Source organism: Stappia indica, assembly GCF_001696535.1.
Taxonomy (GTDB): Bacteria; Pseudomonadota; Alphaproteobacteria; order Rhizobiales; family Stappiaceae; genus Stappia; species Stappia indica.
The window spans coordinates 388,652-411,212 of the sequence record NZ_MBQE01000005.1; the positions used below are offsets into that span (position 1 = coordinate 388,652).

Consider the following 22,561-nt stretch of genomic DNA (forward strand, 5'->3'; position numbering starts at 1 on the left):
AAGCTGCGGCGTCTGCCGCCGCCGGCCGGTCAGGCCGCGCGGATGGTCGACAGGAACTCGTTCATCGCCGCCTGCATCCGGGTGGAGCGGTCGTGCAGGTCGCGGATCGACTCGCGCATCTCGTTGCTGAGCTCGCCGGTCTGGTTCGCCTGGTTGCTCACCTCGACGATCGAGCCGCTGACGCTGCGCGTGCCCTGGGCCGCCTCGGCGACATTGCGGGCGATCTCGTTGGTGGCCGCGTTCTGCTGCTCCGTTGCGGCCGCCATCGCCGAGGTGCGCTGACGGATGGTCTGGACCATCTCGGCGACCGAGCCGGTGGCGACGATGGAATCGTCGGCCGCGTGGCGCATCTCGGAAATCTGCGTGTCGATCTCCTCGGTCGCCTTGGCGGTCTGCTCGGCCAGCGCCTTGACCTCGGAGGCAACGACCGCGAAGCCGCGTCCCGCCTCGCCGGCGCGGGCGGCCTCGATGGTGGCGTTGAGCGCCAGCAGGTTGGTCTGCTCGGCGATGTCGGTGATCAGCTTCGTCACGTCGCCGATCCGCGCCACCACCTGCTGCAGCTTGCTCACGGCCTGGTTGGAGCGCTCGACCTCGGTCGAGGCCTCGCTCACCACCTTGGAGGAGGCGTGCACCTGCTCGTTGATCTCGGCGATGGAGGCGGACAGCTCCTCGGTCGCGCTGGCGACGGTGTTGACGTTCTCCGTCGCCTGCTGCGAGGCGGAGGAGACCGACAGCGCCTGGCGCGTCGTGCCCTCGGCGATGTCGGCCAGCGCGCCGGCCGTGCCGTTCAGCGTCTCCAGCCCGCCGATCATCTCGCGGGTGATGGTCATCACCGTTTCCTCGAAGCTCGCCGCAACGCGCTCCATCTCGATGCGCCGGCGCTCGGCGGCGTCCAGGCGGGCCTGTTCGGTCTCGGCTTCCAGCTCGCGGGTGCGGATCAGGTTCGCACGGAACACGCCGAGCGCGTTGCCCATGCGGCCGATCTCGTCGGCCCGGTTGCCCAGGTCGATTTCCTCGTTGGTGTCGCCGTCGGCGAGCTTGCGGACCACGTCGGCAAGCCTTGCCAGCGGCCGCGAGACGATGGCGAAGTTGAGATAGCCGAGGATGGCGGCGAACAGCGTGATCAGCACGCCGCTGCCGAGCGCGATCATCTTCGCGGAGGCGAGCTCGGCGCGCTGGCCGGCCAGCAGCGCGCTTTCGCGTGCCTGCAGCGAGGACTGCAGCTGCGTCACGCCGTCGAACGTGGCGCTGAGCAGGCCGGCACCGGTCGGGGTGAGTTCCATCGCACGGGCGAGGTCGACCGTCTCCGGCACCCGCATCAGGCGGATCTGTTCGCTGGCGAAGTCGTCATGCCAGGTGCTCCAGGCGGATCGGATCGCGTCGGCCTGGCCGGCAAGTCCGCTGTCGAGCGCGGCGAGACCGGCCTTCAGCTCGTCGATCCGGCCGGAAATCGTATCGGTCTGTCCCTCGACCTTGCCCACCCAGTCGCGGTTGCCGGTCAGCAGGAAGTTCTTGACCCACAAGGCCTGCTCCAGAACGGCCCCGCGCAGTTCGTCGGCATCGCGCGAGATCGCCGTCACCTGTTCGGCCTGGGTGACCGCATCGGCGGCGGAAATGGTCTTGGACCAGGTGATGGCGCCGCCGACAGCGCCGATCAGCGCGAGGCACGAGAAGGCGATTGCGCCCTTGGTCGAAACAGAAAGCTTGGCGAACATGAGATCCGTCCCGGACTTAGCTGGCGGGAGCTGCGCGGCGCGCGAGCTCGGTAAGGTTGACCTCGACGGTGGCGGCACCGATCGGCTTGGCTGTGTCGTCGGCGATCGTCAGGTTGAGCTGGGCGACCCAGATCTTGCGGTCGCCATCCCACTCCGGCTCGTCGAGGAACACGGCATTGGCGCCATTGGGGAAGGTCTTCTGGAACTTCGCCTCGTCGCCCTGCCAGTAGTCGCCGGTGATCGAGCTCTGGCCGACATTGAGGCCGTTGGCATCCATCACGAAGATCTCGGTGTAGAGCCCGAGCGTCTTGGCCTGGACGCGGAGCAGGTAGATCGACAGCGGCGCCGACAGCGTCGCCGAGATCAGCGGCTTGTCGTTGCTCTCGCGCTCCGTCACCCACTGCTGATCCAGCGCGTCGATTTCCGCCTGGCTGAGATTGCCGCGCAGCTCGTTCTGGGCGTTGATGGACAGCGGGACGATCGGATTGGCGAGCCATTCGCGGGTCTGGGCGATGAAGGCATCATCCACCAGCGCCTTGATGTCGGGTACCGGCGGCTCGGCCGCCGCCTGTCCGCTCACCGCGAGGGACGACAACAAGAAAATTCCCGCAAGGCGTCGCATATGAAGGGCTCCTGTCCACAATCGGATCGCCTCAGGCTTCCGCTTTCCGGGTTAAAGGAACCTTTAGGTGGTGCATTATTATTTTTGCATAAATGAAACAATGACTTGCCAGGTTGTTGCCCAGAAATTGTGCAATTCAAAAGTTGCATTGATTCGCAAGATCTGACCTTGGGACAGTTTGCAGGTCTTCCACAGGCTGCCGACGCGGCGTCAGCGGTGCCCCGTCTGCTGCCCATCCACCACCCGTTCCGTGCCCGTTTCCGGCCTTGCGCGCGCCCGCATGCGCCCGCCGCAGGGCGCCTGTCTGCGGTCTCCGGGCACGCGGACCCGGAAAGCCCTTTCTTGAACTCGCCTGCCGGTCTCGCCATATATGACGAGACGGAACGTGTGTTCCGGCCGGATGCCGTCAGGGTCCGGCGTGTTGGACGCTCCGGTCGGGCCGGTCAGCCGGCGGACGGATCGTTTGGAATTGGGCCGCTTTGAAAAAGGGCTTGAACATATGACGCGCATGTCTGCGTTTTCCTCTCCCCTGCTTCTCGGCTTCGAGGATCTGGAACGGATGCTCGACAGGGTCAGCAAGGGCTCGAACGACGGCTACCCGCCGTACAATATCGAGCGTCTGCCCAAGACCGAGACCCGCGGCGAGATCATCCGCATCACCCTGGCGGTCGCCGGCTTCACCCGCGACCAGCTCGACGTCAGCGTCGAGGAGAGCCAGCTCGTGATCCGCGGACGGCAGGAAGACGACAAGACGCGGCAGTTCCTGCATCGCGGCATCGCGGCCCGGCAGTTTCAAAGAGCCTTCGTTCTTGCCGAAGGGATCGAGATCCTCGGCGCGGAACTGAAGGACGGCCTGCTTTCCATCGATCTCATCCGCCCGGAGCCCGAGCGTATCGTGCGCCGCATCGAGATCGACGCGCGGGACTGATCCCGCAACCGAGCCCGACGATGCACGGACCGGAGCGGTGGTGCGGCGCATTGCCGGCCACGCGAAAGGAGCGATGCCATGACGTGTGACGAACAGACTTTCACCATGAAGCCCGGCGAGTTCCAGGCCCTCGGCACCGGCGAGATCGCCTATGTGAAGCCGATGACCTCGGACGACCTGACGACGCTGTTCCCGCAGGCGCCGCGCATGCGCCCGGGCCTGAACCTGTGGGTGCTGCTCAACGCCGACGGAACGCCGATCATGCTGTCCGACAGCCGCGAGACGGCGCTGGCCAACGCGGCCGAGCATCAGCTCCACACGGTGGCGCTGCACTGACACCGCCCTGGCGTGAGCCATGACGCGAAAGGCCCATGATGCGAAAGGCCCCGGCTCCTTGGCGGAACCGGGGCCTTTTCATATCCGGATGGCAGGCGCTCTCGCGGCCCTCAGGCCGCGTTGGAGGCGACCGGCTGGGTCAGAATGGAATAGAGCGCGTCGGCATCGCTGGTGGCGCGCAGCTTGGCGACCGTACCGGGGTCGCGCATGCGCCGGGCGATGCGGGCGAGTGCCTTGAGGTGGTCGGCGCCGGCACCTTCCGGTGCGAGCAGGACGAACACAAGGTCGACCGGCTGGTCGTCCAGCGCATCGAAATCGATGGGACGCTCCAGACGGGCAAACAGGCCGACGAGCTTGTCCAGGCGGACGAGCTTGCCGTGGGGAATGGCGATGCCGTTGCCGACCCCGGTCGAGCCGAGGCGTTCACGCTGCAACAGCGTGTCGAACACATCCCGTTCGGGCAGGCCGGTGACGGCCGCTGCCTTGGCGGCGAGTTCCTGGAGCGCTTGCTTCTTGCTGTTCGCTTTCAGGCTCGGAACGATCGCTTTCGATGTGATGAGATCGTTGAGATCCATAAGGCGACTCTTGGTTCGAGAAACGGAAAGCAACCGGCGCGCCGCCGCACCCCGCTGAGGGGATGCGGCGGGCCGGATTGCGTTGATGGCCTATCGGGCTGCGTTGTCCGGGTCGATCCACCCGTAATTGCCGTCCTTGCGGCGGTAGACGACGTTCACCGTCCCGCTGCCGGCATTGCGGAACACCACCACGGGTGCTTCCGCCAGATCGAGCTGCATGACCGCCATGCCGACGGTCATGGTCTTCACCTTGGCGGCGGTCTCTGCGATCACCAGCGGGGTGAAGTCGGCCGGAACCTCCTCTTCCTCCTCATAGGAAGCAAGGACGTAGGAGGTCGCCTCGAACACCTCGCGGCCATTGGCGGCGCCATTGGCGTGGTGATCCTTGAGCTTGCGCTTGTAGCGGCGCAGACGCTTCTCGATCCGCTCCGCGGCGGCATCGAAGCTCTGGCGCGGGTCCTGGCTGTCGCCCGACACCTGCAGATCGATGCCGGTGTCGAGGTGCAACAGGCATTCGGAGCGGAAACCGGATCCTTCGCGTCCGACCGTCACGTGGCCGGTATAGCCGCCGTCGAAATATTTCGAGATGGCTTCAGCGACGCGATCCTCGATATGCGTCCGCAAAGCATCGCCGACATCGACGTTCTTTCCCGATATCCGCAGTGTCATGAGAACCTCTTCTTGTTCTGGTCGTACCGACCCATGCCCGAATATGGCGTGATTCCCGCCAGTTTCATCATGGGCGACCCCACTGTGACAAACCGGGCTCCGAATTGATATCCGCAACCCGACCTATTGCATCCCGGTTCGGGGTCCTGCCTGCAGAGCGATGCCTTGCGGCGTGTCGCCTGCCGGCCGCCTCTCGCGCCCGGATCGCGTCGAAGACGCCATCCTTGCGCGCGATACGACCATGCCTGCCGTTTCCGGCACGCATGAGCGCGGGTCTATAAGCGTGCGGCTGCGTTAAGTCAAATGGAGTCCGGCTGACGGAGCTGCGGCAGTGGCCGGCCCGGAGGCCGACGGCCTCTCCAAGTGCCTGAAGAAACAAGGGTTTCATTGCCACCCTGCCTTTCCCTGCCGCCCCGGCCCGACGCCGCGGCTGCGGCGTGCGCGCTGGTTTCAGCCCCTGCCTGCCTTCTTCTCCCTCCGTCTCTGGACGGAGGAGGCGATGCGCAGGGACTCCCGGTATTTTGCAACCGTTCGGCGGGCAATGTCGATCCCTTCGTCCTTCAACATTTTGACGATCGTGTCATCGGAGAGGATGTCGTCGGGGTTTTCCGCGTCGATCAGGACCTTGATGCGGTGGCGCACCGCTTCGGCGGAATGGGCATCGCCGCCTCCGGCGGAGGCGATGGCGGCGGAAAAGAAATACTTCAGCTCGAAGATGCCGCGCGGCGTCGCCATGTACTTGTTCGAGGTGACGCGGCTGACGGTGGACTCGTGCATCGAGATCGCCTCGGCGATGGTCCGCAGGTTCAGCGGCCGCAGGTGCTGGACCCCGTGCACCAGGAAGGCGTCCTGCTGGCGCACGATCTCGCTCGCCACCTTGAGGATCGTGCGTGCCCGCTGGTCGAGGCTCTTGGCCAGCCAGTTGGCGGTCTGCAGGCATTCAGTGAGGAAGCTCTTTTCCGCATCGTCGCGCGCCTGCCGGCTGATATGCGCGTAATAGGTCTGGTTGACCAGCACCTTGGGCAGCGTGTCGGTGTTCAGCTCCACCGCCCAGCCGCCGTCGCGCGCCGGGCGCACGATCACGTCCGGCACCACCGGCTGGATCAGCGTCTCGCCGAAGGAGCTGCCCGGCTTGGGGTCGAGCGCCTTCAGCTCTGCGATCATCTCCTTCAGGTCCTCGTCGTCGACGCCGCAGACCTGGCGCAATGCCGCATAGTCGTGACGCGCCAGCAGGTCGATGTTCTCGATCAGCTTTTCCATCGCCGGGTCGAAGCGGTTCTTCTCGATCAGCTGCAGCTTCAGGCATTCGGCGAGCGAGCGGGCGAAGACGCCCGTCGGCTCCAGCGTCTGCATCACGGCGAGGATGCGCTCGAGATGCGCGCGGTCGATGCCCATCCTCGCGGCCGTGTCGTCGAGATCGAGGCGCAGGTAGCCGGCATCGTCCAGATTGTCGATCAGCACCTGGGCGACGAGACGCTCCACCGGGTCGGCGATGGCCAGAACCATCTGGTCGCCGAGATGCTGTTGCAGCGACACGTCGGAGGCGACGAAGGCCTCCAGGTTGTAGTCCTCCGAGACGCCGCCCGAGCCGGTGCGCGTCGTCAGGCCGGTCTGCCAGGGATCGCGCTGCTGTGCGTCGCCCGCGCCCGCTCCCGCCTCCGAGCGGCCGGTGCCGGGGTCGTCGGGATAGATGTTGCTGAGATCGGTGTCGAGGCGCTGGGCGATGTCGCGCGAACTGTCGGAGAGCTCCGAGCTCAGCCAGACGTCGCCGTCGCCTTCGCCGCTGCCCTCGTTGCCTGAGGACGGGGCCTCGCCCGCCTCGCGTTCGCCGCCATCCCGATCGCCCCCTTCGCGGTCCCCCGCACCCTCGCTGCCCTCGCCGTCGGCGCGCTCCAGCAGCGGGTTGCGCTCCATTTCCGCCTCGACATAGCTCGTCAGGTCGAGCGACGACATCTGCAGCAGCTTGATCGCCTGCATCAGCTGCGGCGTCATGATCAGGGTCTGGCCCTGGCGGATCTCGAGCTTCGGCGACAGCGCCATGAAGGCTCCCGGACTGCTGCGGGGCGTTTCGATGCAAGGGATCACCGGCCGTGGCAGGCGCATGTCTGCACGGATGCGGCGGCGGACATGCCCCGTCGTCCGCCGGTTCCCCGGACCCGCCTTGCCGCGCGCGGCGCCCGCCGCGCATGCGAAAACGCGCCGCACCTGCCCCCGGCGCGAGTGGTCCGCTTCTTGCTTTGTACCCTAAGGGAGTTTTCGCATCAAAGCGTAAACTGCTCGCCGAGATAGAGCCGGCGCACGTCCGGGTTGGCGACGATCTCGAAGGGCGAGCCTTCCGTCAGCACTTCGCCGGCGGCGATGATATAGGCCCGGTCGATGAGGCCGAGCGTCTCGCGCACGTTGTGATCGGTGATCAGCACGCCGATGCCGCGATGGGTGAGATGGCGCACCAGCTGCTGGATGTCGCCGACGGCGATCGGGTCGATGCCGGCGAACGGCTCGTCCAGCAGCATGAAGGTCGGGCGGCTGGCCAGCGCCCGGGCGATCTCCACGCGCCGCCGCTCGCCGCCGGACAGGGCGATGGCGGGCGAATCGCGCAGATGCGTGACGCCGAATTCCTCCAGCAGCGATTCCAGGTCGTGCTGGCGCTGCTTGCGGTCCGGCTCCACCACTTCCAGCACGGCGCGGATATTGTCCTCCACCGACAGGCCGCGGAAGATCGAGGCCTCCTGCGGCAGATAGCCGATGCCGAGCCTGGCGCGCCGGTACATCGGCAGGCGGGTGATGTCGAAGCCGTCGAGGCGGATGGTGCCGTGGTCGGGCTGGATCAGCCCGGTGATCATGTAGAAGCAGGTGGTCTTGCCCGCGCCGTTGGGGCCGAGCAGGCCGACCGCCTCGCCGCGCTGGACCATCAGGCTGACATGGCGCACGACCTGGCGCCGCTTGTAGCTCTTGCCGATACCGTCGACGACGAGCAGCCCGTCCTCGCTCGCCGGATCGTAGGGCTGTGCGGCCTCGCCGGCCCGGTCCTGGGTGCCCTGTCGGAAGATGGAGAGGATTTTCAAGGGGTCGGTCCAGATCTTCGCGGCGCGGACCCTCGCGGACCGCCTCGTCATTCTCGTCTTGCTGCAGCTTCATTGCATGAAAGCCGGCCGCCGTTCAATCCGGCACCGTCGCCAGAGCGCGCGCCGGAGAAGGCGCGGCGCGGGGCGAGGGCCCCGCCTGCGCGGCCGGCGGACGGATCCGCCTCAGTTCTGCGGCGTGCCCTGGCGCACCGTGTTCGGCTGGATCAGCACCTTCACCCGGCCGGTGTTCTTGGCCTCCAGGTCCGCCTTGCCGGTTTTCAGGTTGACCGTCAGCTTGTTGCCGACCACCACGTTCGGCCCCTGCGACAGCACCACCTCGCCGCCGGTCATCACCATCAGCTGCTGGTTCATGTCGAAGGTGGCGCGCTCGCCGGTCGCCGTCTGGTCCTTGGAGGAGATGTAGACGCGCCCGCTCGCCTCCAGCTTGGAGATGCGCTGGTTGACGCCGCCGGCGGCCGAGCCGTCGTAATGCACGACGAGGCGCTGGGTCTTCAGCATCGCATCGCCCTGGGTGACGACCACGTCGCCGCTGAACACCGCGCTCTGGCTCTTGTCCTGCACCTGCAACTCGCGCGCCTCGATCTGGATCGGTTCGCGTTCGTTCGAGCCGAAGCCGGCGAAGGCGTCGGAAAAGGTCTGCGCCCCGGCGCTGCCGGCGGCGAGCGCGAGGCCGAGAAAGGCGGCCCCCGCGGCGGCCGCGAGGCGGGCGGAAAGGGCGGGCAGGCTGTGCCGCGATGGGATCATGGAGCTTTCTCCGCGTTCGGCGGCATCACCGTCATGGAGATGCCGTCGGTGAAGGTCAGTGTACCCGCGTCCTGGTCGAAACGCATCTGTCCGGCGGTCAGCGAGCCGAAGGAGGAGGTGAGCAGCGTCTTTTCCTCGCTGCGCAGATGTCCGGTCTTCAAATTGGCGTCGAGCGTGCCGAAGCGCGCCGTCTCGCCGCCATTGGTGGTGACGTCGACGCCATCGGCGAGCTTCAGGGTTTCCTCGGCGCTGTTATAGGTGCCGCGTGCGGCGACAATGCGGACCTGCTGGTCCGCCGAAAGGCGAAGATCGGCGACGATCCGTTCCAGGTCGATGATGCGCGGATCGCTGATGCGCTGGATCGCGCGGCTCGCCGAGACCTTGTAGGAGCGCTCGCCGTCGTGGCCCGACAGTTCCGGGCTGTCCATCACCAGCCCGTCGGCGGTGATCGTCACCGTGCCGAAGCCGAGGCCGGAAAGGTAGCTGCTGACGGCGATCATCGCGACGATGGCCAGCAACATCAGGGCACCGAGCCCTGGCACCAGCAGGCGCAGGCCGCGCACCCGGCGGCTGTGCCGGCGCGACGCCTTGCGGGCGGCATCGCGGCGGGCTGCCTCGCGTGCGGGATCGTACGCGCCCGCATCCTCGGGCCCGCCGAAATCCTGCCCGTCGAAGGCGGGCTGCAGTCTGTAGGCCTCCTGGTCCAAGCCGTCCTGTCCGTCCGTCGGGTCTTGCCGGCACGCACGCGCCAATTGTGCGCGCCGCGCCTTTCGTTCAGCCCCTATATAGGCACGCCGGTGCGTGCTGTCTTCCTCCTGCCGAAACGGCAGGGCGCCGTTCGCGCTGCCCGCTGGGGGCGTGGCGTCAGCTGTGGGCGAAGATATCCGTGTCGTCCCAGCCGGCGAGATCGAGCGCGGCGCGGGTCGGCAAGAACCGGAAGCACGCCTCGGCGATCTGGGTGCGCCCCTCGCGCTCCAGCCGCTCGGCCAGCTTGTCCTTCAGGGCATGCAGGTAGAGCACGTCGGAGGCGGCATAGGCGAGCTGCGCGTCGGTCAGCGTCTCCGCCGCCCAGTCCGAGCTCTGCTGCTGCTTGGAAATCTCCACGCCGATCAGCTCGCGGGCCAGATCCTTGAGCCCGTGCCGGTCGGTATAGGTGCGCACCAGCCGCGAGGCGATCTTGGTGCACCAGACCGGCGCGCAGTCGATGCCGAGCCCGTGCGACAGCACGGCGACGTCGAAGCGGGCGAAGTGGAACAGCTTGGTCTTGGCGGGATCGCCCAGCAGCTTTGCGAGATTCGGCGCGCTGGTCTGGCCGTTTGCGATCTGCACCACGTCGGCGCTGCCGTCTCCGGCCGAGAGCTGCACCACGCAGAGCCGGTCGCGATGCGGCTTGAGGCCGAGCGTCTCGGTGTCGATCGCCACGGCATCCGCCGTCCGGTAGGCGGCCATGTCGGGCGAGGCGAGGTCGGGCAGGTCGCCGCGATGCAGGCGAATGGTCATGAAAGCGTGCCTCCGGGCGGGATGCGTGTTCAGTGCCTTGTCGAAAGTGACGCTCTTGATATCGGCGTTTTCCGGCCGCGTCCATCTCGCGAAAGGCGATGCGGCCTGCGGTTTTGCGCCGAAAACGCGCGCAGTCTGACGCCGCGTCTGCAAGGTCGGGCATCGCAAGGCCCGCCAAAACGAAAAAAGGCCCGGCGAACCGGACCTTTTTCGTGTGCCTCGGACCTATTGGCATGTCCGAGACGAATTTGGTGCCCAGGAGAGGACTCGAACCTCCACGCCCTTTCGAGCGCTAGCACCTGAAGCTAGTGCGTCTACCAATTCCGCCACCTGGGCTGTGAGGCGGGCTTGTAAGGAACGTGTGCGGGCTTGTCAACGATGGTTTTTCAAAGCGCTCGCGTATGTGCAAAACCGGCCTTCACAGACGCCGGTGCAAGGGCTATTGAGACCGGGCAGGCGGGTTTTTCGCAAACCTCTTGTCGTCCGGCGCCGCGAATCGGCCCGTCATCGGCAGGAAGCGGCCCCGTCTCGAAAGATTCGCAATCCGGTGGTGCGACGGACAGCGTAGACGCTGAACGAGGCAAGGCACCCAACCGACATCGGGGGGCTCGCGCCCACCGATACACAGATGGTCACAGAGGGAGCGACGTCATGTCCGCGGCATCTGGTTCGAAGGCCCTGAACGGCAAGCTCGTCACCGTGTTCGGCGGGTCCGGCTTCGTCGGCCGCCATGTGGTCCGGGCGCTGGCCCGGCGCGGCTACCGCGTTCGCGTGGCGGTGCGCCGTCCCGATCTTGCCGAACATGTGCAGCCGCTCGGCGCCGTCGGCCAGATCATGCCGGTGCAGGCCAACCTGCGCCATCGCTGGTCGGTCGACCGGGCGGTGGTCGGCGCCGACGCGGTGGTCAATCTCGTCGGCATCCTCTACGAGGCCGGCGCCCAGACCTTCGACGCGGTGCAGTCCTTCGGTCCGCGTGCGGTCGCCGAGGCGGCGCGTGCCGCCGGCATCGACCGTGTGGTGCATCTGTCGGCCATCGGCGCCGATGCTGATTCGCCCGCGGCCTATGCCCGTTCCAAGGCGGCCGGCGAGCAGGCGGTGCTGGAGACGTCGCCGCAGGCGGTGATCCTGCGTCCCTCCATCGTCTTCGGTCCGGAGGACGATTTCTTCAACCGCTTCGCCTCCATGGCGCGCATGTCGCCGGTGGTGCCGCTGGTCGGCGGCGGCGTGACCAAGTTCCAGCCGGTCTTCGTCGGCGATGTCGCCGAGATGGTGGCGCGCGCGGTCGACGGCGAGCTGTCGCCGGGCACCGTCTACGAGCTCGGCGGACCGGAGGTTCTGTCCTTCCGCGAGTGCCTGGAGACCATGCTCAAGGTGATTCGCCGCAACCGCGTGCTGGTGCCGCTGCCCTTCGGCCTTGCCCGCATCCAGGCGCGTTTCCTGCAGATGCTGCCCAAGCCCCTGCTGACGGTCGACCAGGTCGAGATGCTGAAGGTCGACAACGTGGTCTCCGAGCAGGCCGAGGCCGACGGGCGCACACTCAAGGCGCTGGGCATCGAGCCGCGCACCCTGGCGGCGATCCTGCCGACCTATCTGGAGCGCTACCGCGAGCACGGCCAGTACGACGCCAACCGCATGACGGCCGGCCCGGAAGTCTGATCGCGGCACTCTCACAAAACGCTCGCGAGCCGGAGCGGCAGACCGCCGCTCCGGCTCGTCGTGTTTCTGCCGGACGTCGCATCGAGGCTTGCCTCAGTCGAGACCGTGCCGCCACAGGCCGAAATCCGAGCCGAGCCGGCGGATCCGCTGCCGTTCGCGGCGGCCCAGCTCGTCGTCGGGCTCATAGCCGTAGTAGCCGCGCGACAGGCCGATATCGCGCAAACCCGCCTCGTCCAGCCGCTCCAGCGCCGCCCGGGTGCGCCGCGCCGAGCGCCAGCGCCGCCAGCCGGCGGCGAGGGCTTGCGCTGCCCGCGCCAGCAGCAGGGCCGGCAGGAAGCGCGGCGGCGCGGGGAAATCGTACGGGTCTGCCGCCGTGCGGCCGGTCTTCGGCGTTGCCGCCGCGTCGGGGCAGGACTTGAGCGAAGCGGTCCTGGTGGCCCCCATTCTGTTCACGCGCATGTCGGTCATGGCTGGCTCTCCTGTTGTCGGGCCGCGTTTCCCGTGAGGCCCCTCAAGGGCGCTGCGTTGTGGAAAGCGGCGATGCGAAGCAGGATGGCGGTCCATACCTGACACCAGCGCGTCAGGTATGTTCGGGCAGTGTTGGGCCAGGTGATTTTTTCCGGAGACAAGAGCGATGAACGCCATCGAACGGGCGCTCGGCATCCTGCTGCTGCTGACCGGCGGCCAGCGCAGCGCGGTCGAGCTGGCGGAGCGATTCGGTGTCTCCGTGCGCACCATCTATCGCGATGTCGACCGGCTGCTGGCGCTGGGCATTCCGGTGGAGGCAGAGCGCGGGGCGGAGGGCGGCTACCGGCTGGCGCGCGACTACCTGCAGCCGCCGGTGGCGCTGACCCGCGGCGAGACGGCGGCGCTCCTGGTGGCTCTGGCCCTGGTGCGCGGCTTGCGGGCGACGCCGCTCCTGTCGGAGCTGGATGCGGCCGAGGCGAAGCTTCTGGCCTCGCTGCCGCGCGCCGCGCGCGAACTCTTCGCGCAGGGCGAGCGCATCGTCGGCATCGAGTGCCCGCCCGCCGACATCTTCCATCCCGAGCCGGACGGCACCGGCGAGGGCGACACCCAGCTTGCCGTCGACCGTTTCATGCAGGGGCTTCTCGCGTCAAAGCGCGTGCGCCTGACCCACGAGAACCCCTATCGCGGCCGCAGCGCCGACTACGACATGGAGCCGCACGGCATCCTGTTCGACCGCGATCGCTGGTACCTGTTCGGCCACGATGTCGACCTGGGCTCGGAGCGGCTGATCCGCGCCGACCGGGTGCGGGAGATCGAGGTCGGCGGCTTCGCCTTCCGTCCGCGTGCCGAGCTCTCGGTGCAGAGCCAGATCGGCCGCGCCTGGCTGTCGCGCGCCATGCGCCGCTGGGAGGGCGAGGGGCGGTTGAGCCGCCTTCTCGTCACGCGCGAACAGGCCGAGCGCCTGCAGCGCGACTGGTACTATCGCCACGCGATCTTTGGGGCGCAGCACGGGGAGGACGCAGGGCAAGGCCTCTTGGAGGTGCGCATTCCCAGCACGGACGCGCAGGTGATCCTGCCGCTGGTGCGGTGGCTGGGGCCGGGCGCGCGCCTGCTCGCGCCGGACGAGCTGCGCCGCCAACTCGCGCAGGAGCTGGCGGCAATGGCGGCCGAGGCTTCAGCCGAAGAGATATAGGCCGGCGAATCCGGCAAGGCCGACGCCGATGCGCCACCAGGCGAAGGGCGCGAAACCGTGCCGGCTGACGAAGTCGAGCAGCCCGCGCACCACGAAGACGGCGGTGACGAAGGCGGCGACGAAACCGACCGCGATGATGGTCACGTCGTCGACCGACAGGATGTTGCGGTTCTTGTAGAGGTCGTAGACGAAGGCGCCGGCCATCGTCGGCATCGCCAGGAAGAACGAGAACTCCGCCGCCGAGCGCTTGTCCGTGCCCAGCAGCAGCGCGCCGGCGATGGTCGAGCCGGAGCGCGAGACGCCCGGCACCATGGCCAGCGTCTGGAAGAAGCCGATCGCCAGGCACAGCCACAGCGGATAGTTCATCACGTTGTCGTAGCGCGGCACCCGCTTCATCCGGTCGACGGCCAGCAGCGCGATGCCGCCCAGCACCAGCGTGGTGCAGATCAGCGCCGGCGATTCGAACAGCACTTCCTTGATGAAACTGTGGGCGAACACGCCGATCACCGCCGCCGGCAGGAAGGCGAGCAGGATGCCGGCGACGAAGCGTCGCGCCTCCGCCTGATGCGGCAGCGCCATCGCGATGGTCCACAGGCGGTGGAAATAGACGGACAGGATGGCGAGGATGGCGCCGAGCTGGATCAAAACCTCGAAGGTCTTGCCGGTGCTCTCGAATCCGATGAAATGTCCGAGCAGCAGGATGTGTCCGGTGGAGGACACGGGAATGAACTCGGTCAGGCCCTCGACAAGGCCGAGGATCAGCGCTCCGACGAGCGTCTCCGATTGCATGGGCTGGACTCTCCGGTTCCTTGCAGGGGTTCCTTGCGGGAATTGCCGCGTTGTACGACGGCGTGGTGCGGCGTATACGGGGCCCCTGGCAAAGGGTGCCGCTCGCTCTGCACCGTTTGATTAACCGTAACCGGTTACGATCCTCTTATGCTGACGTTGTATCGCCATCCGTTCTCGCCCCAGTCGCGTTTCGTGCAGCTTGTGCTGGCCGAATATGGCGCCAAGGTGGAGTTCGTCACCGAGCGCCCTTGGGAGCGCCGTCGCGAGTTCCTGATGCTCAATCCGGCAGGATCCCTGCCGGTGCTGCGGGAAAACGACGGTCCGCCCGTGTGCGGGGCCTTCGCCATCATGGAATATCTCGACGAGACGCGCGGCTATGCGGTCGGCGACCGCCGGCTCATGCCCGACCATCCGGATGCGCGGGCCGAGACCCGGCGGCTGGTCGACTGGGCTGTGAACAAGCTCGACAACGAGGTGATCGGCCCCTTCGTGCGCGAGCGCATCTACAAGCAGGACATGCCGTCCTCGCAGGGTGGGGGATCGCCGGATTCGGCCATCCTGCGCGCCGCGCGCTCCAATATCGGCCACCATCTGCGCTATTTCGGTTATCTTGCCGCCTCGCGCAACTGGCTGGCGGGCGAGCGGCTGACCTTCGCCGATTTCGCCGTGGCAGCGGAGCTGTCCTGCGCCGACTACCTGGGTGAGGTGCCATGGGCGGAGGAGGAAAACGTCAAGGCGTGGTACGCCCGGATGAAGTCGCGTCCGAGCTTCCGTCCGCTGCTGGCGGAGAAGATGCTGGGCATGCCGCCGGCGCCGGTCTACGCCGACCTGGACTTCTGAGCCCGCAGCAGGCGGCCCGGCTGAAGGCCTCGCTCTCCGAAAAGGCGCGGGCGCTCGGCTTCGACGACATGCGCATCGCTGCCGCCGATGCACCGCCCCGAACTTCCGAAAACCTCGCAAGGTTCATCGCCGAGGGCCATCACGGCTCGATGGAGTGGATGGCCGAGACGGCGGAGCGCCGTGCAGCGCCCCAGGCCCTGTGGCCGGACGCACGCCGGGTGATCAGCCTGGCGCTCAGCTACGCCCCCGATGGCGACCCGCTGGCGACGCTTTCCGCGCGCGAGCAGGCGACCATCTCCGTCTATGCCCGCAACCGCGACTATCACGACATCATCAAGGGCCGGCTCAAGGAGCTGGCGCAGCACCTTCTGGCGCAGGCCCGGCGCATGGGGCTCGGCGAGGGGGAGGTGAAGGTCTTCGTCGACACCGCCCCGGTGATGGAAAAGCCGCTGGCCCAGCAGGCCGGCCTCGGCTGGCAGGGCAAGCACACCAATCTGGTTTCGCGCCGCCTCGGCTCCTGGTTCTTCCTCGCCGAGATCTTCACCGATCTCGAGCTGCCGGTGGACGAGGCCGAGGTCGACCATTGCGGCTCCTGCCGCGCCTGTCTGGACGTCTGCCCGACGGACGCATTTCCCGCGCCCTACCGGCTCGATGCGCGCCGCTGCATCTCCTATCTGACCATCGAGAACAAGGGACCGATCCCGCGCGCCTTCCGCGCTGCCATGGGCAACCGCATCTATGGCTGCGACGATTGCCTCGCCGCCTGTCCCTGGAACAAGTTCGCGGTCGAGGCGCGCGAGGCCCGCCTCGTCGCTCGCGACGAGCTGCGCGCGCCCGCGCTCGCCGATTTGCTGCAGCTGGACGATGCGGCGTTCCGCACCCTCTTTTCCGGTTCGCCGATCAAGCGCATCGGCCGCGACCGCTTCCTGCGCAATGTGCTGGTCGCCGCCGGCAATTCCGGCTCGCCCGCGCTTGGCACAAGGGTCGAGCCGTTGCTCGCCGACGCCAGCCCGCTGGTGCGCGGCGCGGCCGTGTGGGCGGCCTCGCGCCTGCTGCCGCCGGCGCGCTTTGCCGCCCTTGCTTCTGCCGCGCTGGAGAGCGAACAGGACGCGGAGGTGCGCGGGGAGTGGCAGGCGGCCCTTGCCGCCGCCGAGGAGGGGGCGGCCGGGCCGGGCTGATCTCAGGCCAGCATGTGTCCGCCGTCGACCGGGATCGCCGCGCCGGTCATGAAGCGCGAGGCATCGCTCGCCAGCAGCAGGAACGGCCCGTCGAGATCCTCGTAATGGCCGATGCGGCGCATCGGCACCTGACGGATCATCGCCTTGCCGGCATCCGTGTCGAAATAGCCCTGGTTGATTTCCGTCTCGAAATAGCCCGGCTCCAGCGCGTTCACCCGCACGTTCAGCCTTGCGAATTCCAGCGCCAGCGCCCGCGTCATCTGCACGACGCCGGCCTTGGAGACCGCATAGCAGGCGGTGCCCATGCTCACCCGCTCGCCCAGGATCGAGGCGATGTTGACGATGTTGCCGGGCGTTTCCGTCTCGCGCCAGTGGCGAGCGGCGGAGATCGCCATCAGCCAGACGCCGCGCAGGTTGACCGACATCACCGCGTCGAAATCCTCCGCCGTCTGGTCGACCGCAAGTCCGGCCCGGGCGATCCCGGCATTATTGACGAGAATGTCGAGCCCGCCGAGCGCCGAGACCGCATCGGCAAGGCAGGCGTGGATCGCCGCCCCGTCGCCGACATCGAGCGCCAGCGCCGCCGCGTGCGGCGCGCCGAGCTCGCGCAGCTCGCTCACCAGCGCCTCGAGCCGGTCCTGGCGCCGTGCGGCCACGACGATGGAGGCGCCGGCCCGGGCCGCGACCCGCGCGAAATGCGAGCCGAGCCCGCTCGATGCGCCGGTGATCAGCATCCGTTTGCCGGACAGGTCCGCTGAAAGTGTCATGGTGTCCCCCGTGAGCATGTTGCGCCGGAGCGGGACGAGCCTCAGGGGAGGCGCCGCTCGGGCTGGATCGCGCGGGGCCGCAAGGGTGCGGCCCGCCGGCGCGGTTGCGCGATCATGGCAGGCGGGGGCGCCGGACGCCATGACCGATTGCCCGGTCTGCGGGAAGCCGCTGGCCTGCGGAGCGGGCCGCAGCAGCTTGCAGCCTATCGGGTGAAGGCGGAGAAGGCCTGCACCACGCCCTCGTAGACGGGGCGCTTGAACGGGATGACGAGGCCCGGCAGTTCCTCCGCCCGCTGCCAGCGCCACTCGCTGAATTCCGGCTTGTGGCCGTCCGGCGGCGTCAGGATGTCGATCTCGCTCTCCTCGCCCTCGAAGCGGAAGGCGAACCACTTCTGCGTCTGGCCCTTGTAGCGGGCCTTGTGGCGCAGCGGCACGATGTCGGCCGGATAGTCGTAGGAGAACCAGGACGGCGCCTCGGCGATCAGCGTGATCGAGCGGATCGCCGTCTCCTCGTAGAGCTCGCGCCGCGCCGCCGCCAGCGGGTCCTCGCCCGCATCGATGCCCCCTTGCGGCATCTGCCAGCAATAGTCGGGATCGACCCCGCCCTCCGGCGTGCGCTTGCCGGCCCACACCAGGCCGTCGGCATTGAGCAGCATCACGCCCACGCAGGGGCGGTAGTCGGGCAGGGCGGCGGGGCTGAGCACGCGGCAGGTCTCCTGAGGATCGTGGACGGGAGGAACGAGAGGGTCGGCCGCGGCCGGCAGGATGCTACTGGCCGGCGCGGTCGATCGAGGCGCTGATCGGAATGAGCTGCAAGCCGCGCTCTTCCAGGTCGCGCGCCCACCGCTCCAGCTCGTCGATGGTGACGGGCAGCGCGCTGGCGACGCCGACGGCGATGCCGCGCGCCCGCGCCGTGCCTTCCAGCTGCAGCAGCCTTGCGGTGATGTCCTTCGGCCGCGGCACGTCGTCGATGACGAGATCCGCATGCGAGAACGGCGTGCGCAGCCCGTTCGCCGCTGCCGTCGCCATGCTGCGCGAGGACGAACCGTCGTCCACATACATCAGCCCGCGCCGCGTCACTTCGCCGAGCAGCTGCTGCAGCGGCCCTTCCGAGGCGGTGAAGCGGGCGCCCATGTAGTTCATCACGCCGACATAGTTGGTGATGCGGCTGAGCAGCCACGACAGCCGGTCCTGCATCTCGTCCGGCGTGTTGCTGACCAAGAGCGTGTGCGGGCCCGGGTCGTTGTCGGGATAGTCGAACGGCTCCATCGGCAGCTGCAGCAGCAGCTCGTGGCCGGAGCGGCGCGCTTGCTGCATCCAGCGGTCGATGCTGGAGCCGTAGGGCGCGAAGGCGAGGGTGATGTCCGGTGGCAGCCGGTCGATCGCCGCCTGGGTGCTGGTTTGCGACAGGCCGAGCCCGCCGACGATGATCGCGATCTTGGGAACCGAGGCGAAGGAGCTGCTGACCGGCCGGGCGTAGATGTCGAGCGGCCGCAAGCCGTTGTCGGAGACCGTCGGCAGCCGGCCGTGCGGCCCGCTTTCGCTCACCCGCGAATCGGGGCGTTCGGACAGGCCCTGGCCGCTCGCCAGCGAGGGCATGTCCTGGTCCGGCATCGAGGCGGCGTCCTGCTGGCCGTCCGGCTTCGGCTCGAAACGCGGTCCGAGCGTTTCCTCCTTGCCGGCCAGGGCCTGCGCGCCGTTCTCGCCCTTGTCGGGCAGGCTCGGGCGGATTTCCACCACGCCGAAGTCGCGGGCGGTCAGTCCGTCGAGGGAACGTTCCAGCGGGATGGAGGCGGTGGGCTCGCCGCCGAGCGGGTCGTCGACCACGCCGATCCACACCAGCACGGTTAGGCCCAGCAGGGTCATCATGCCGGCGCCGATCAGCCCGAGCGGCAGGTTGAGATATTTCTTCTTGCTCAGCCCGAGGGGAGTCGAGAGGTCATTTCCCGCCATGGTGCCTCATCCGCTTTCAAGACGGGCGGATGCGGGCTCCCCTCCCCAGGGTGCGCCCGCATCCGGTCGTTGGTCAGTTCGGGACGGCGGCCTTCTGGTCGCCGACCGGCGGGAAGGCGCTGTTGGCCTGGACGCCGTTGAGCAGGTCGAGCGCCAGCTTCAGCTGGGCATCGTCCTTGGGGTCCGGCGGCACGTAGGCCTGGCTGCCGGACTGCTCTTCGCCCTCGCCCTGCAGGTGGCCGCGCAGGCCCGCCTCGCCCTTGGTCTCCGCGCCGCTGGCGCGCAGCTCCTCGGGCAGCTCCTGCAGCACCTCGATGTCCGGGGTGATGCCCTTGGCCTGGATCGACACGCCCGACGGGGTGTAGTAGCGCGCCGTCGTCAGCCGGATCGCGCCGTTGGCGCCGAGCGGGACGATGGTCTGCACCGAGCCCTTGCCGAAGGACCGGGTGCCGAGCACGGTGGCGCGGCGGTGGTCCTGCAGGGCGCCGGCAACGATCTCGGAGGCCGAGGCCGAGCCGCCGTTGATCAGCACGATCACCGGCTTGCCGTTGGCCAGGTCGCCCGAGCGGGCGTTGTAGCGCTGGGTCTCGTCTGCGTTGCGGCCGCGCGTCGAGACGATCTCGCCGCGCTGCAGGAAGGCGTCGGAGACGGCGATCGCCTGGTCGAGCAGGCCGCCGGGATTGTTGCGCAGGTCGAGGACGAAGCCCTTCAGCTTGTCCGAGCCGATCTTCTTGGCGATCTCGTCCATGCCGTCCTTGAGGCCGTCATAGGTCTGCTCGTTGAACTGGGTCACGCGCAGGTAGCCGACATCGCCTTCCTCGCGGGAGCGCACAGACTTGATGCGGATGATGTCGCGGGTGATCGTCAGCTTGACCGGCTCGGCCACGTTTTCGCGGCGGATGGTCAGCTCGATGCCCGTGTTGATCGGGCCGCGCATCTTGTCGACCGCCTCGGACAGGGTCAGGCCCTGGATCTGCTCGCCGTCGAGATGGGTGATCAGGTCGCCCGGCAGCACGCCGGCCTTGTAGGCGGGCGTGTCGTCGATCGGGGTGACGACCTTGACCAGGCCGTCCTCCATGGTGACCTCGATGCCGAGGCCGCCGAACTCGCCGCGCGTCTGCACCTGCATGTCGCGGAAGTGCTTGGGCGACAGGTAGCTCGAATGCGGGTCGAGCGAGCTCAGCATGCCGTTGATGGCCGACTCGATCAGCGCCGCATCGTCGGGAACCTCGACATAGTCGGAGCGGACCCGCTCGAACACGTCGCCGAAGAGGTTGAGCTGCCGATAGGTGTCGGAGGCGGCGGCATTCGCCACGCCGCTGACACGCAAGGGCATCTGCGAGAGGGCGGTGATTGTCGCGCCACCGATGAGCGCACCGACCAGCAACAGGGAAGCTTTCCGAATCATCCGCGAGCCTTTTCTTCTTCGGGCCGACCCCACCAAGGTGTGGGATCGATCGAAACGCCGTCTTTCCTAAATTCTACATAGAGCACGGGTTGCGGTGCAGCGAGGTCAAGGGTTGCGGCGCTTGCGACGCGCGTCTCCCCCATCGTCGCGACGGGCTCCCCTGCCAGCACGAACTGCCCCTGCTCGACATTCGTCCGGTCCATGCCGGCAAGAAGGATATGATATCCATCGCCGGCGTTCAGGATCAAGACCTGGCCGTAGGAACGGAACGGTCCGGCATAGACCACCCAGCCGTCGACCGGGGCGACCACCTGTGCATTGGCGCGGGCGGCGATCGAGCGGCCCTGGGTGGTACCGCCGAAGCTGTCCTGCGCCCCGAAATCCCGCAGCACCGTACCGGCCACGGGCGAGCCGATGCGGCCCTTTGCGTCGGCAAAGGCGATGGCCGGTGCCAGCCGTCCCGGATCGCTGAACGGATCGGACGGGGGCGGGGCGTTGCGCCTTGCCTCGTCTGCCTTGCGGGCGGCTTCCGCCGCGTCCCGCGCGCTGGCGATGTCCCGCTCCAGCGTCGCGATCAATTCCTTGAGAGTGCCTGCCTCCTCGGCGAGCTGGCGCGAGCGGTCGCGCTCCTGCGCCAGTTCGGATTCGCTTCTCTCGTAGTCGCGCTTCCTCGAGGCGACCAGCAGTTCCACCCGGGTGCGTTCCTCGGCGAGGCGCTGCCCGTCGGCGACCAGCCGGTCGCGCTCGGCGGCGCTCGACACCTTGAGCTGGCGCAGCGAGGCGAGGTCGCTTGCCAGCGCCTGCGCTTCCACATGCAGCTCCGGCATCACCGCGTTGAGCAGCAAGGCGCTGCGCACGGCACCCAGCGCATCGCGCGGGCGCACCGCGAGCGGCGGCGGTGGATGCCGGCCGATGCGCTGCAGGGCCGAGAGCACCTCGGCCAGCACGTCCTGTCGTTTGACAAGGGATGCGCGCACTGCGTCCTCGTTCTCTCCCAGGCGCCGCAGACGGGACTCCGTCGACGCCAGTTGCTCCTCGAGCCGGGTGACCCTTTGCGCCGTGCGCAGCAGGTCGGCATTGAGCGCTTCCCGGTCGCGCTCGATGGCGCGGATTTCCCGTGCCAGCGCTGCCTGCCGGTCGGCCGACAGCGACAGGTCGCGTGTCAGCGTCGACAGTTCTTCTTCGCGGCGAGCCTTGCGATCGGCCAGGCTCTCCGGTTCGGAGGCCGTCTCGGCAGCGGCCGAAGACGGCTCCTGCGCCGTCTCGATCTGTTCCTCGCTTGCCAGGCCCGGTCGGGGCCCCTGCGGCAAGACGCCTGCCGCAAGCGCGACGGCGAGAGGAAGGATCAACAGATGACCTGTCCGCATGGCTCTCGGCAGTTGGTCGTGCGTTCACCGTTCCGTCCTGGGGACCGCCTGCGGCGTTGCCGGTTGCGATCCGTCGGACACGGGGAGCCCGGGAGGGGCTGACTAAGGATGACCAGCTTGCCCCAGGGACGTTAAAGAAACGTCAACCCTAACGAATGGTAAACCCCTCACTCCTGCCTTCGGAAAGAAGCCCTAGACGAGAAATAGGGCGGAATACGGGCAGTCCGCTGCGTCACGGCCCCTCCCGTTCAAGCGCCCCTTTCAGGCGCCCCCCTTATCAAGCACCCCTGTGATAGGGATGGCCCGACAGGATGGTCACGGCCCGGTAGAGCTGCTCGGCGGCGAGCGCCCGCACGATCTGGTGCGGCCAGGTCATCCGGCCGAAGGCGAGCTTTGCCCGCGCGGCCTCCAGCAGCGCCTCGCCGTGGCCGTCCGGGCCGCCGATGGCCAGCGCCAGGTCGGCGGTTCCCGCGTCGCGGATCTTCTCCAGCTCGGCGGCGAAGGCCTCGCTGGTCATGTCGCGTCCGGTCTCGTCGAGGCAGAGAATCGCCGCGCCCGCCGGCAGCGCGGCCAGCAGCGCGCGCGCCTCTTCCGCCTTGCGGTCCTGGGCGCGGGGGCTGCGCGATTCGGGCAGCTCCGTCACCGTCAGCGGGCCGAGCGAGACGCCCCGTCCGGCCTTGTCGATGCGCGAGCCGTAGCGGTCGAACAATTCGCGCTCGGGGCCGGCCTTCATGCGTCCGATGCAGGCGATGTGAAGGCGCATGGGCG

Annotated in this window: 23 protein-coding genes and 1 tRNA gene; 6 read left to right on the top strand and 18 right to left on the bottom strand. The window is 68.1% G+C overall.

Going from position 1 to position 22,561, the window contains the following annotated elements; translation table 11 throughout:
• Window positions 1–29 precede the first annotated feature (29 nt).
• Both BBX35_RS19250 and BBX35_RS19255 read right to left on the bottom strand, forming a co-directional pair.
• Entirely contained in the window at window positions 30–1,715 is a 1,686-nt protein-coding gene (locus BBX35_RS19250) for a methyl-accepting chemotaxis protein (protein WP_067223547.1), read from the bottom strand.
• 16 nt (window positions 1,716–1,731) lie between these two features.
• Complete coding sequence (locus tag BBX35_RS19255) at window positions 1,732–2,313, bottom strand: hypothetical protein (RefSeq protein WP_244271669.1); 582 nt, start codon at window positions 2,311–2,313, stop codon at window positions 1,732–1,734.
• Between the two features lie 523 nt (window positions 2,314–2,836).
• Between BBX35_RS19255 and BBX35_RS19260 the strand changes: the two genes are divergently transcribed.
• Window positions 2,837–3,265: an Hsp20 family protein gene (locus BBX35_RS19260; protein WP_067223553.1), complete on the top strand. Its 429-nt coding sequence runs from the start codon at window positions 2,837–2,839 to the stop codon at window positions 3,263–3,265.
• Between the two features lie 78 nt (window positions 3,266–3,343).
• The gene (locus tag BBX35_RS19265) at window positions 3,344–3,601 is read left to right on the top strand and encodes a BQ00720 family protein (RefSeq protein ID WP_067223555.1); all 258 of its coding nucleotides are present in this window, start codon (window positions 3,344–3,346) and stop codon (window positions 3,599–3,601) included.
• A 110-nt stretch (window positions 3,602–3,711) separates the two neighbouring features.
• Here the strand turns inward: BBX35_RS19265 and ptsN are convergent, their stop codons facing one another.
• The 8 genes from ptsN to BBX35_RS19305 all read right to left on the bottom strand — a co-directional run bounded on the left by ptsN (window position 3,712) and on the right by BBX35_RS19305 (window position 10,511).
• Window positions 3,712–4,176 (bottom strand): PTS IIA-like nitrogen regulatory protein PtsN, encoded by a 465-nt coding sequence (gene ptsN, locus BBX35_RS19270; protein ID WP_067223557.1) that lies wholly within the window; start codon window positions 4,174–4,176, stop codon window positions 3,712–3,714.
• Window positions 4,177–4,266: 90 nt separating this feature from the next.
• Entirely contained in the window at window positions 4,267–4,845 is a 579-nt protein-coding gene (gene hpf / locus BBX35_RS19275) for a ribosome hibernation-promoting factor, HPF/YfiA family (RefSeq protein ID WP_067223560.1), read from the bottom strand.
• A 450-nt stretch (window positions 4,846–5,295) separates the two neighbouring features.
• The gene (gene rpoN, locus BBX35_RS19280) at window positions 5,296–6,885 is read right to left on the bottom strand and encodes an RNA polymerase factor sigma-54 (protein ID WP_067223563.1); all 1,590 of its coding nucleotides are present in this window, start codon (window positions 6,883–6,885) and stop codon (window positions 5,296–5,298) included.
• A gap of 221 nt (window positions 6,886–7,106) precedes the next feature.
• Window positions 7,107–7,910, bottom strand: a complete 804-nt coding sequence (gene lptB / locus BBX35_RS19285) for an LPS export ABC transporter ATP-binding protein (RefSeq protein WP_208979879.1) — start codon at window positions 7,908–7,910, stop codon at window positions 7,107–7,109.
• Window positions 7,911–8,093: 183 nt separating this feature from the next.
• On the bottom strand, window positions 8,094–8,675 hold the full coding sequence (gene lptA / locus BBX35_RS19290; RefSeq protein WP_083206441.1) for a lipopolysaccharide transport periplasmic protein LptA: 582 nt from the start codon (window positions 8,673–8,675) through the stop codon (window positions 8,094–8,096).
• The gene (lptC, locus tag BBX35_RS19295) at window positions 8,672–9,382 is read right to left on the bottom strand and encodes an LPS export ABC transporter periplasmic protein LptC (protein WP_208979880.1); all 711 of its coding nucleotides are present in this window, start codon (window positions 9,380–9,382) and stop codon (window positions 8,672–8,674) included. The genes lptA and lptC overlap by 4 nt, the downstream gene beginning before the upstream one ends.
• Before the next feature lie 157 nt (window positions 9,383–9,539).
• The gene (locus BBX35_RS19300) at window positions 9,540–10,175 is read right to left on the bottom strand and encodes a ribonuclease D (RefSeq protein ID WP_067223564.1); all 636 of its coding nucleotides are present in this window, start codon (window positions 10,173–10,175) and stop codon (window positions 9,540–9,542) included.
• A 249-nt stretch (window positions 10,176–10,424) separates the two neighbouring features.
• Window positions 10,425–10,511 (bottom strand) — tRNA-Leu (locus tag BBX35_RS19305).
• 315 nt (window positions 10,512–10,826) lie between these two features.
• Here BBX35_RS19305 and BBX35_RS19310 point away from each other — a divergent pair.
• Window positions 10,827–11,831: a complex I NDUFA9 subunit family protein gene (locus tag BBX35_RS19310; RefSeq protein ID WP_067223567.1), complete on the top strand. Its 1,005-nt coding sequence runs from the start codon at window positions 10,827–10,829 to the stop codon at window positions 11,829–11,831.
• Window positions 11,832–11,924: 93 nt separating this feature from the next.
• Here the strand turns inward: BBX35_RS19310 and BBX35_RS19315 are convergent, their stop codons facing one another.
• Complete coding sequence (locus tag BBX35_RS19315; protein WP_067223569.1) at window positions 11,925–12,299, bottom strand: YjiS-like domain-containing protein; 375 nt, start codon at window positions 12,297–12,299, stop codon at window positions 11,925–11,927.
• A 166-nt stretch (window positions 12,300–12,465) separates the two neighbouring features.
• Here BBX35_RS19315 and BBX35_RS19320 point away from each other — a divergent pair, with 166 nt between their 5' ends.
• On the top strand, window positions 12,466–13,491 hold the full coding sequence (locus tag BBX35_RS19320) for a helix-turn-helix transcriptional regulator (RefSeq protein ID WP_067223571.1): 1,026 nt from the start codon (window positions 12,466–12,468) through the stop codon (window positions 13,489–13,491).
• Here BBX35_RS19320 and BBX35_RS19325 read toward each other — a convergent pair.
• Complete coding sequence (locus BBX35_RS19325) at window positions 13,474–14,280, bottom strand: undecaprenyl-diphosphate phosphatase (protein WP_067223573.1); 807 nt, start codon at window positions 14,278–14,280, stop codon at window positions 13,474–13,476. The two genes, BBX35_RS19320 and BBX35_RS19325, sit on opposite strands and share 18 nt — an antisense overlap.
• A gap of 147 nt (window positions 14,281–14,427) precedes the next feature.
• On the opposite strand from BBX35_RS19325, the gene BBX35_RS19330 reads away from it, so the two are divergent.
• Both BBX35_RS19330 and queG read left to right on the top strand, forming a co-directional pair.
• The gene (locus BBX35_RS19330; RefSeq protein WP_067223576.1) at window positions 14,428–15,120 is read left to right on the top strand and encodes a glutathione S-transferase family protein; all 693 of its coding nucleotides are present in this window, start codon (window positions 14,428–14,430) and stop codon (window positions 15,118–15,120) included.
• Window positions 15,018–16,298 (top strand): tRNA epoxyqueuosine(34) reductase QueG, encoded by a 1,281-nt coding sequence (queG, locus tag BBX35_RS19335; protein WP_279626388.1) that lies wholly within the window; start codon window positions 15,018–15,020, stop codon window positions 16,296–16,298. The genes BBX35_RS19330 and queG overlap by 103 nt, the downstream gene beginning before the upstream one ends.
• 2 nt (window positions 16,299–16,300) lie before the next feature.
• On the opposite strand, the gene BBX35_RS19340 is transcribed toward queG, so the two are convergent.
• From BBX35_RS19340 to rlmH, 6 genes are all read right to left on the bottom strand, one after another.
• Window positions 16,301–17,065 (bottom strand): SDR family NAD(P)-dependent oxidoreductase, encoded by a 765-nt coding sequence (locus BBX35_RS19340; protein WP_067223579.1) that lies wholly within the window; start codon window positions 17,063–17,065, stop codon window positions 16,301–16,303.
• A 203-nt stretch (window positions 17,066–17,268) separates the two neighbouring features.
• Window positions 17,269–17,769, bottom strand: a complete 501-nt coding sequence (locus BBX35_RS19345) for an RNA pyrophosphohydrolase (protein ID WP_067223580.1) — start codon at window positions 17,767–17,769, stop codon at window positions 17,269–17,271.
• Between the two features lie 64 nt (window positions 17,770–17,833).
• On the bottom strand, window positions 17,834–19,018 hold the full coding sequence (locus BBX35_RS19350) for a divergent polysaccharide deacetylase family protein (protein WP_067223583.1): 1,185 nt from the start codon (window positions 19,016–19,018) through the stop codon (window positions 17,834–17,836).
• A 73-nt stretch (window positions 19,019–19,091) separates the two neighbouring features.
• Window positions 19,092–20,426: a S41 family peptidase gene (locus BBX35_RS19355; RefSeq protein ID WP_067223586.1), complete on the bottom strand. Its 1,335-nt coding sequence runs from the start codon at window positions 20,424–20,426 to the stop codon at window positions 19,092–19,094.
• The gene (locus tag BBX35_RS19360; protein ID WP_208979881.1) at window positions 20,423–21,775 is read right to left on the bottom strand and encodes a murein hydrolase activator EnvC family protein; all 1,353 of its coding nucleotides are present in this window, start codon (window positions 21,773–21,775) and stop codon (window positions 20,423–20,425) included. Before BBX35_RS19360 ends, BBX35_RS19355 begins: the two co-directional genes overlap by 4 nt.
• A gap of 295 nt (window positions 21,776–22,070) precedes the next feature.
• Entirely contained in the window at window positions 22,071–22,556 is a 486-nt protein-coding gene (gene rlmH / locus BBX35_RS19365) for a 23S rRNA (pseudouridine(1915)-N(3))-methyltransferase RlmH (protein WP_067223588.1), read from the bottom strand.
• Window positions 22,557–22,561 lie beyond the last annotated feature (5 nt).

Bases quoted from the DNA above. Each gene is read 5' to 3' on its own strand.
- hpf (WP_067223560.1), bottom strand. From the start codon at position 4,845: ATGACACTGCGGATATCGGGAAAGAACGTCGATGTCGGCGATGCTTTG.
- BBX35_RS19265 (WP_067223555.1), top strand. From the start codon at position 3,344: ATGACGTGTGACGAACAGACTTTCACCATGAAGCCCGGCGAGTTCCAG.
- BBX35_RS19300 (WP_067223564.1), bottom strand. From the start codon at position 10,175: ATGACCATTCGCCTGCATCGCGGCGACCTGCCCGACCTCGCCTCGCCC.
- BBX35_RS19260 (WP_067223553.1), top strand. From the start codon at position 2,837: ATGACGCGCATGTCTGCGTTTTCCTCTCCCCTGCTTCTCGGCTTCGAG.
- BBX35_RS19340 (WP_067223579.1), bottom strand. From the start codon at position 17,065: ATGACACTTTCAGCGGACCTGTCCGGCAAACGGATGCTGATCACCGGC.
- BBX35_RS19355 (WP_067223586.1), bottom strand. From the start codon at position 20,426: ATGATTCGGAAAGCTTCCCTGTTGCTGGTCGGTGCGCTCATCGGTGGC.
- BBX35_RS19320 (WP_067223571.1), top strand. From the start codon at position 12,466: ATGAACGCCATCGAACGGGCGCTCGGCATCCTGCTGCTGCTGACCGGC.
- lptA (WP_083206441.1), bottom strand. From the start codon at position 8,675: ATGATCCCATCGCGGCACAGCCTGCCCGCCCTTTCCGCCCGCCTCGCG.
- BBX35_RS19325 (WP_067223573.1), bottom strand. From the start codon at position 14,280: ATGCAATCGGAGACGCTCGTCGGAGCGCTGATCCTCGGCCTTGTCGAG.
- BBX35_RS19310 (WP_067223567.1), top strand. From the start codon at position 10,827: ATGTCCGCGGCATCTGGTTCGAAGGCCCTGAACGGCAAGCTCGTCACC.
- BBX35_RS19250 (WP_067223547.1), bottom strand. From the start codon at position 1,715: ATGTTCGCCAAGCTTTCTGTTTCGACCAAGGGCGCAATCGCCTTCTCG.
- BBX35_RS19315 (WP_067223569.1), bottom strand. From the start codon at position 12,299: ATGACCGACATGCGCGTGAACAGAATGGGGGCCACCAGGACCGCTTCG.
- ptsN (WP_067223557.1), bottom strand. From the start codon at position 4,176: ATGGATCTCAACGATCTCATCACATCGAAAGCGATCGTTCCGAGCCTG.
- BBX35_RS19350 (WP_067223583.1), bottom strand. From the start codon at position 19,018: ATGGCGGGAAATGACCTCTCGACTCCCCTCGGGCTGAGCAAGAAGAAA.
- rpoN (WP_067223563.1), bottom strand. From the start codon at position 6,885: ATGGCGCTGTCGCCGAAGCTCGAGATCCGCCAGGGCCAGACCCTGATC.
- BBX35_RS19330 (WP_067223576.1), top strand. From the start codon at position 14,428: ATGCTGACGTTGTATCGCCATCCGTTCTCGCCCCAGTCGCGTTTCGTG.
- rlmH (WP_067223588.1), bottom strand. From the start codon at position 22,556: ATGCGCCTTCACATCGCCTGCATCGGACGCATGAAGGCCGGCCCCGAG.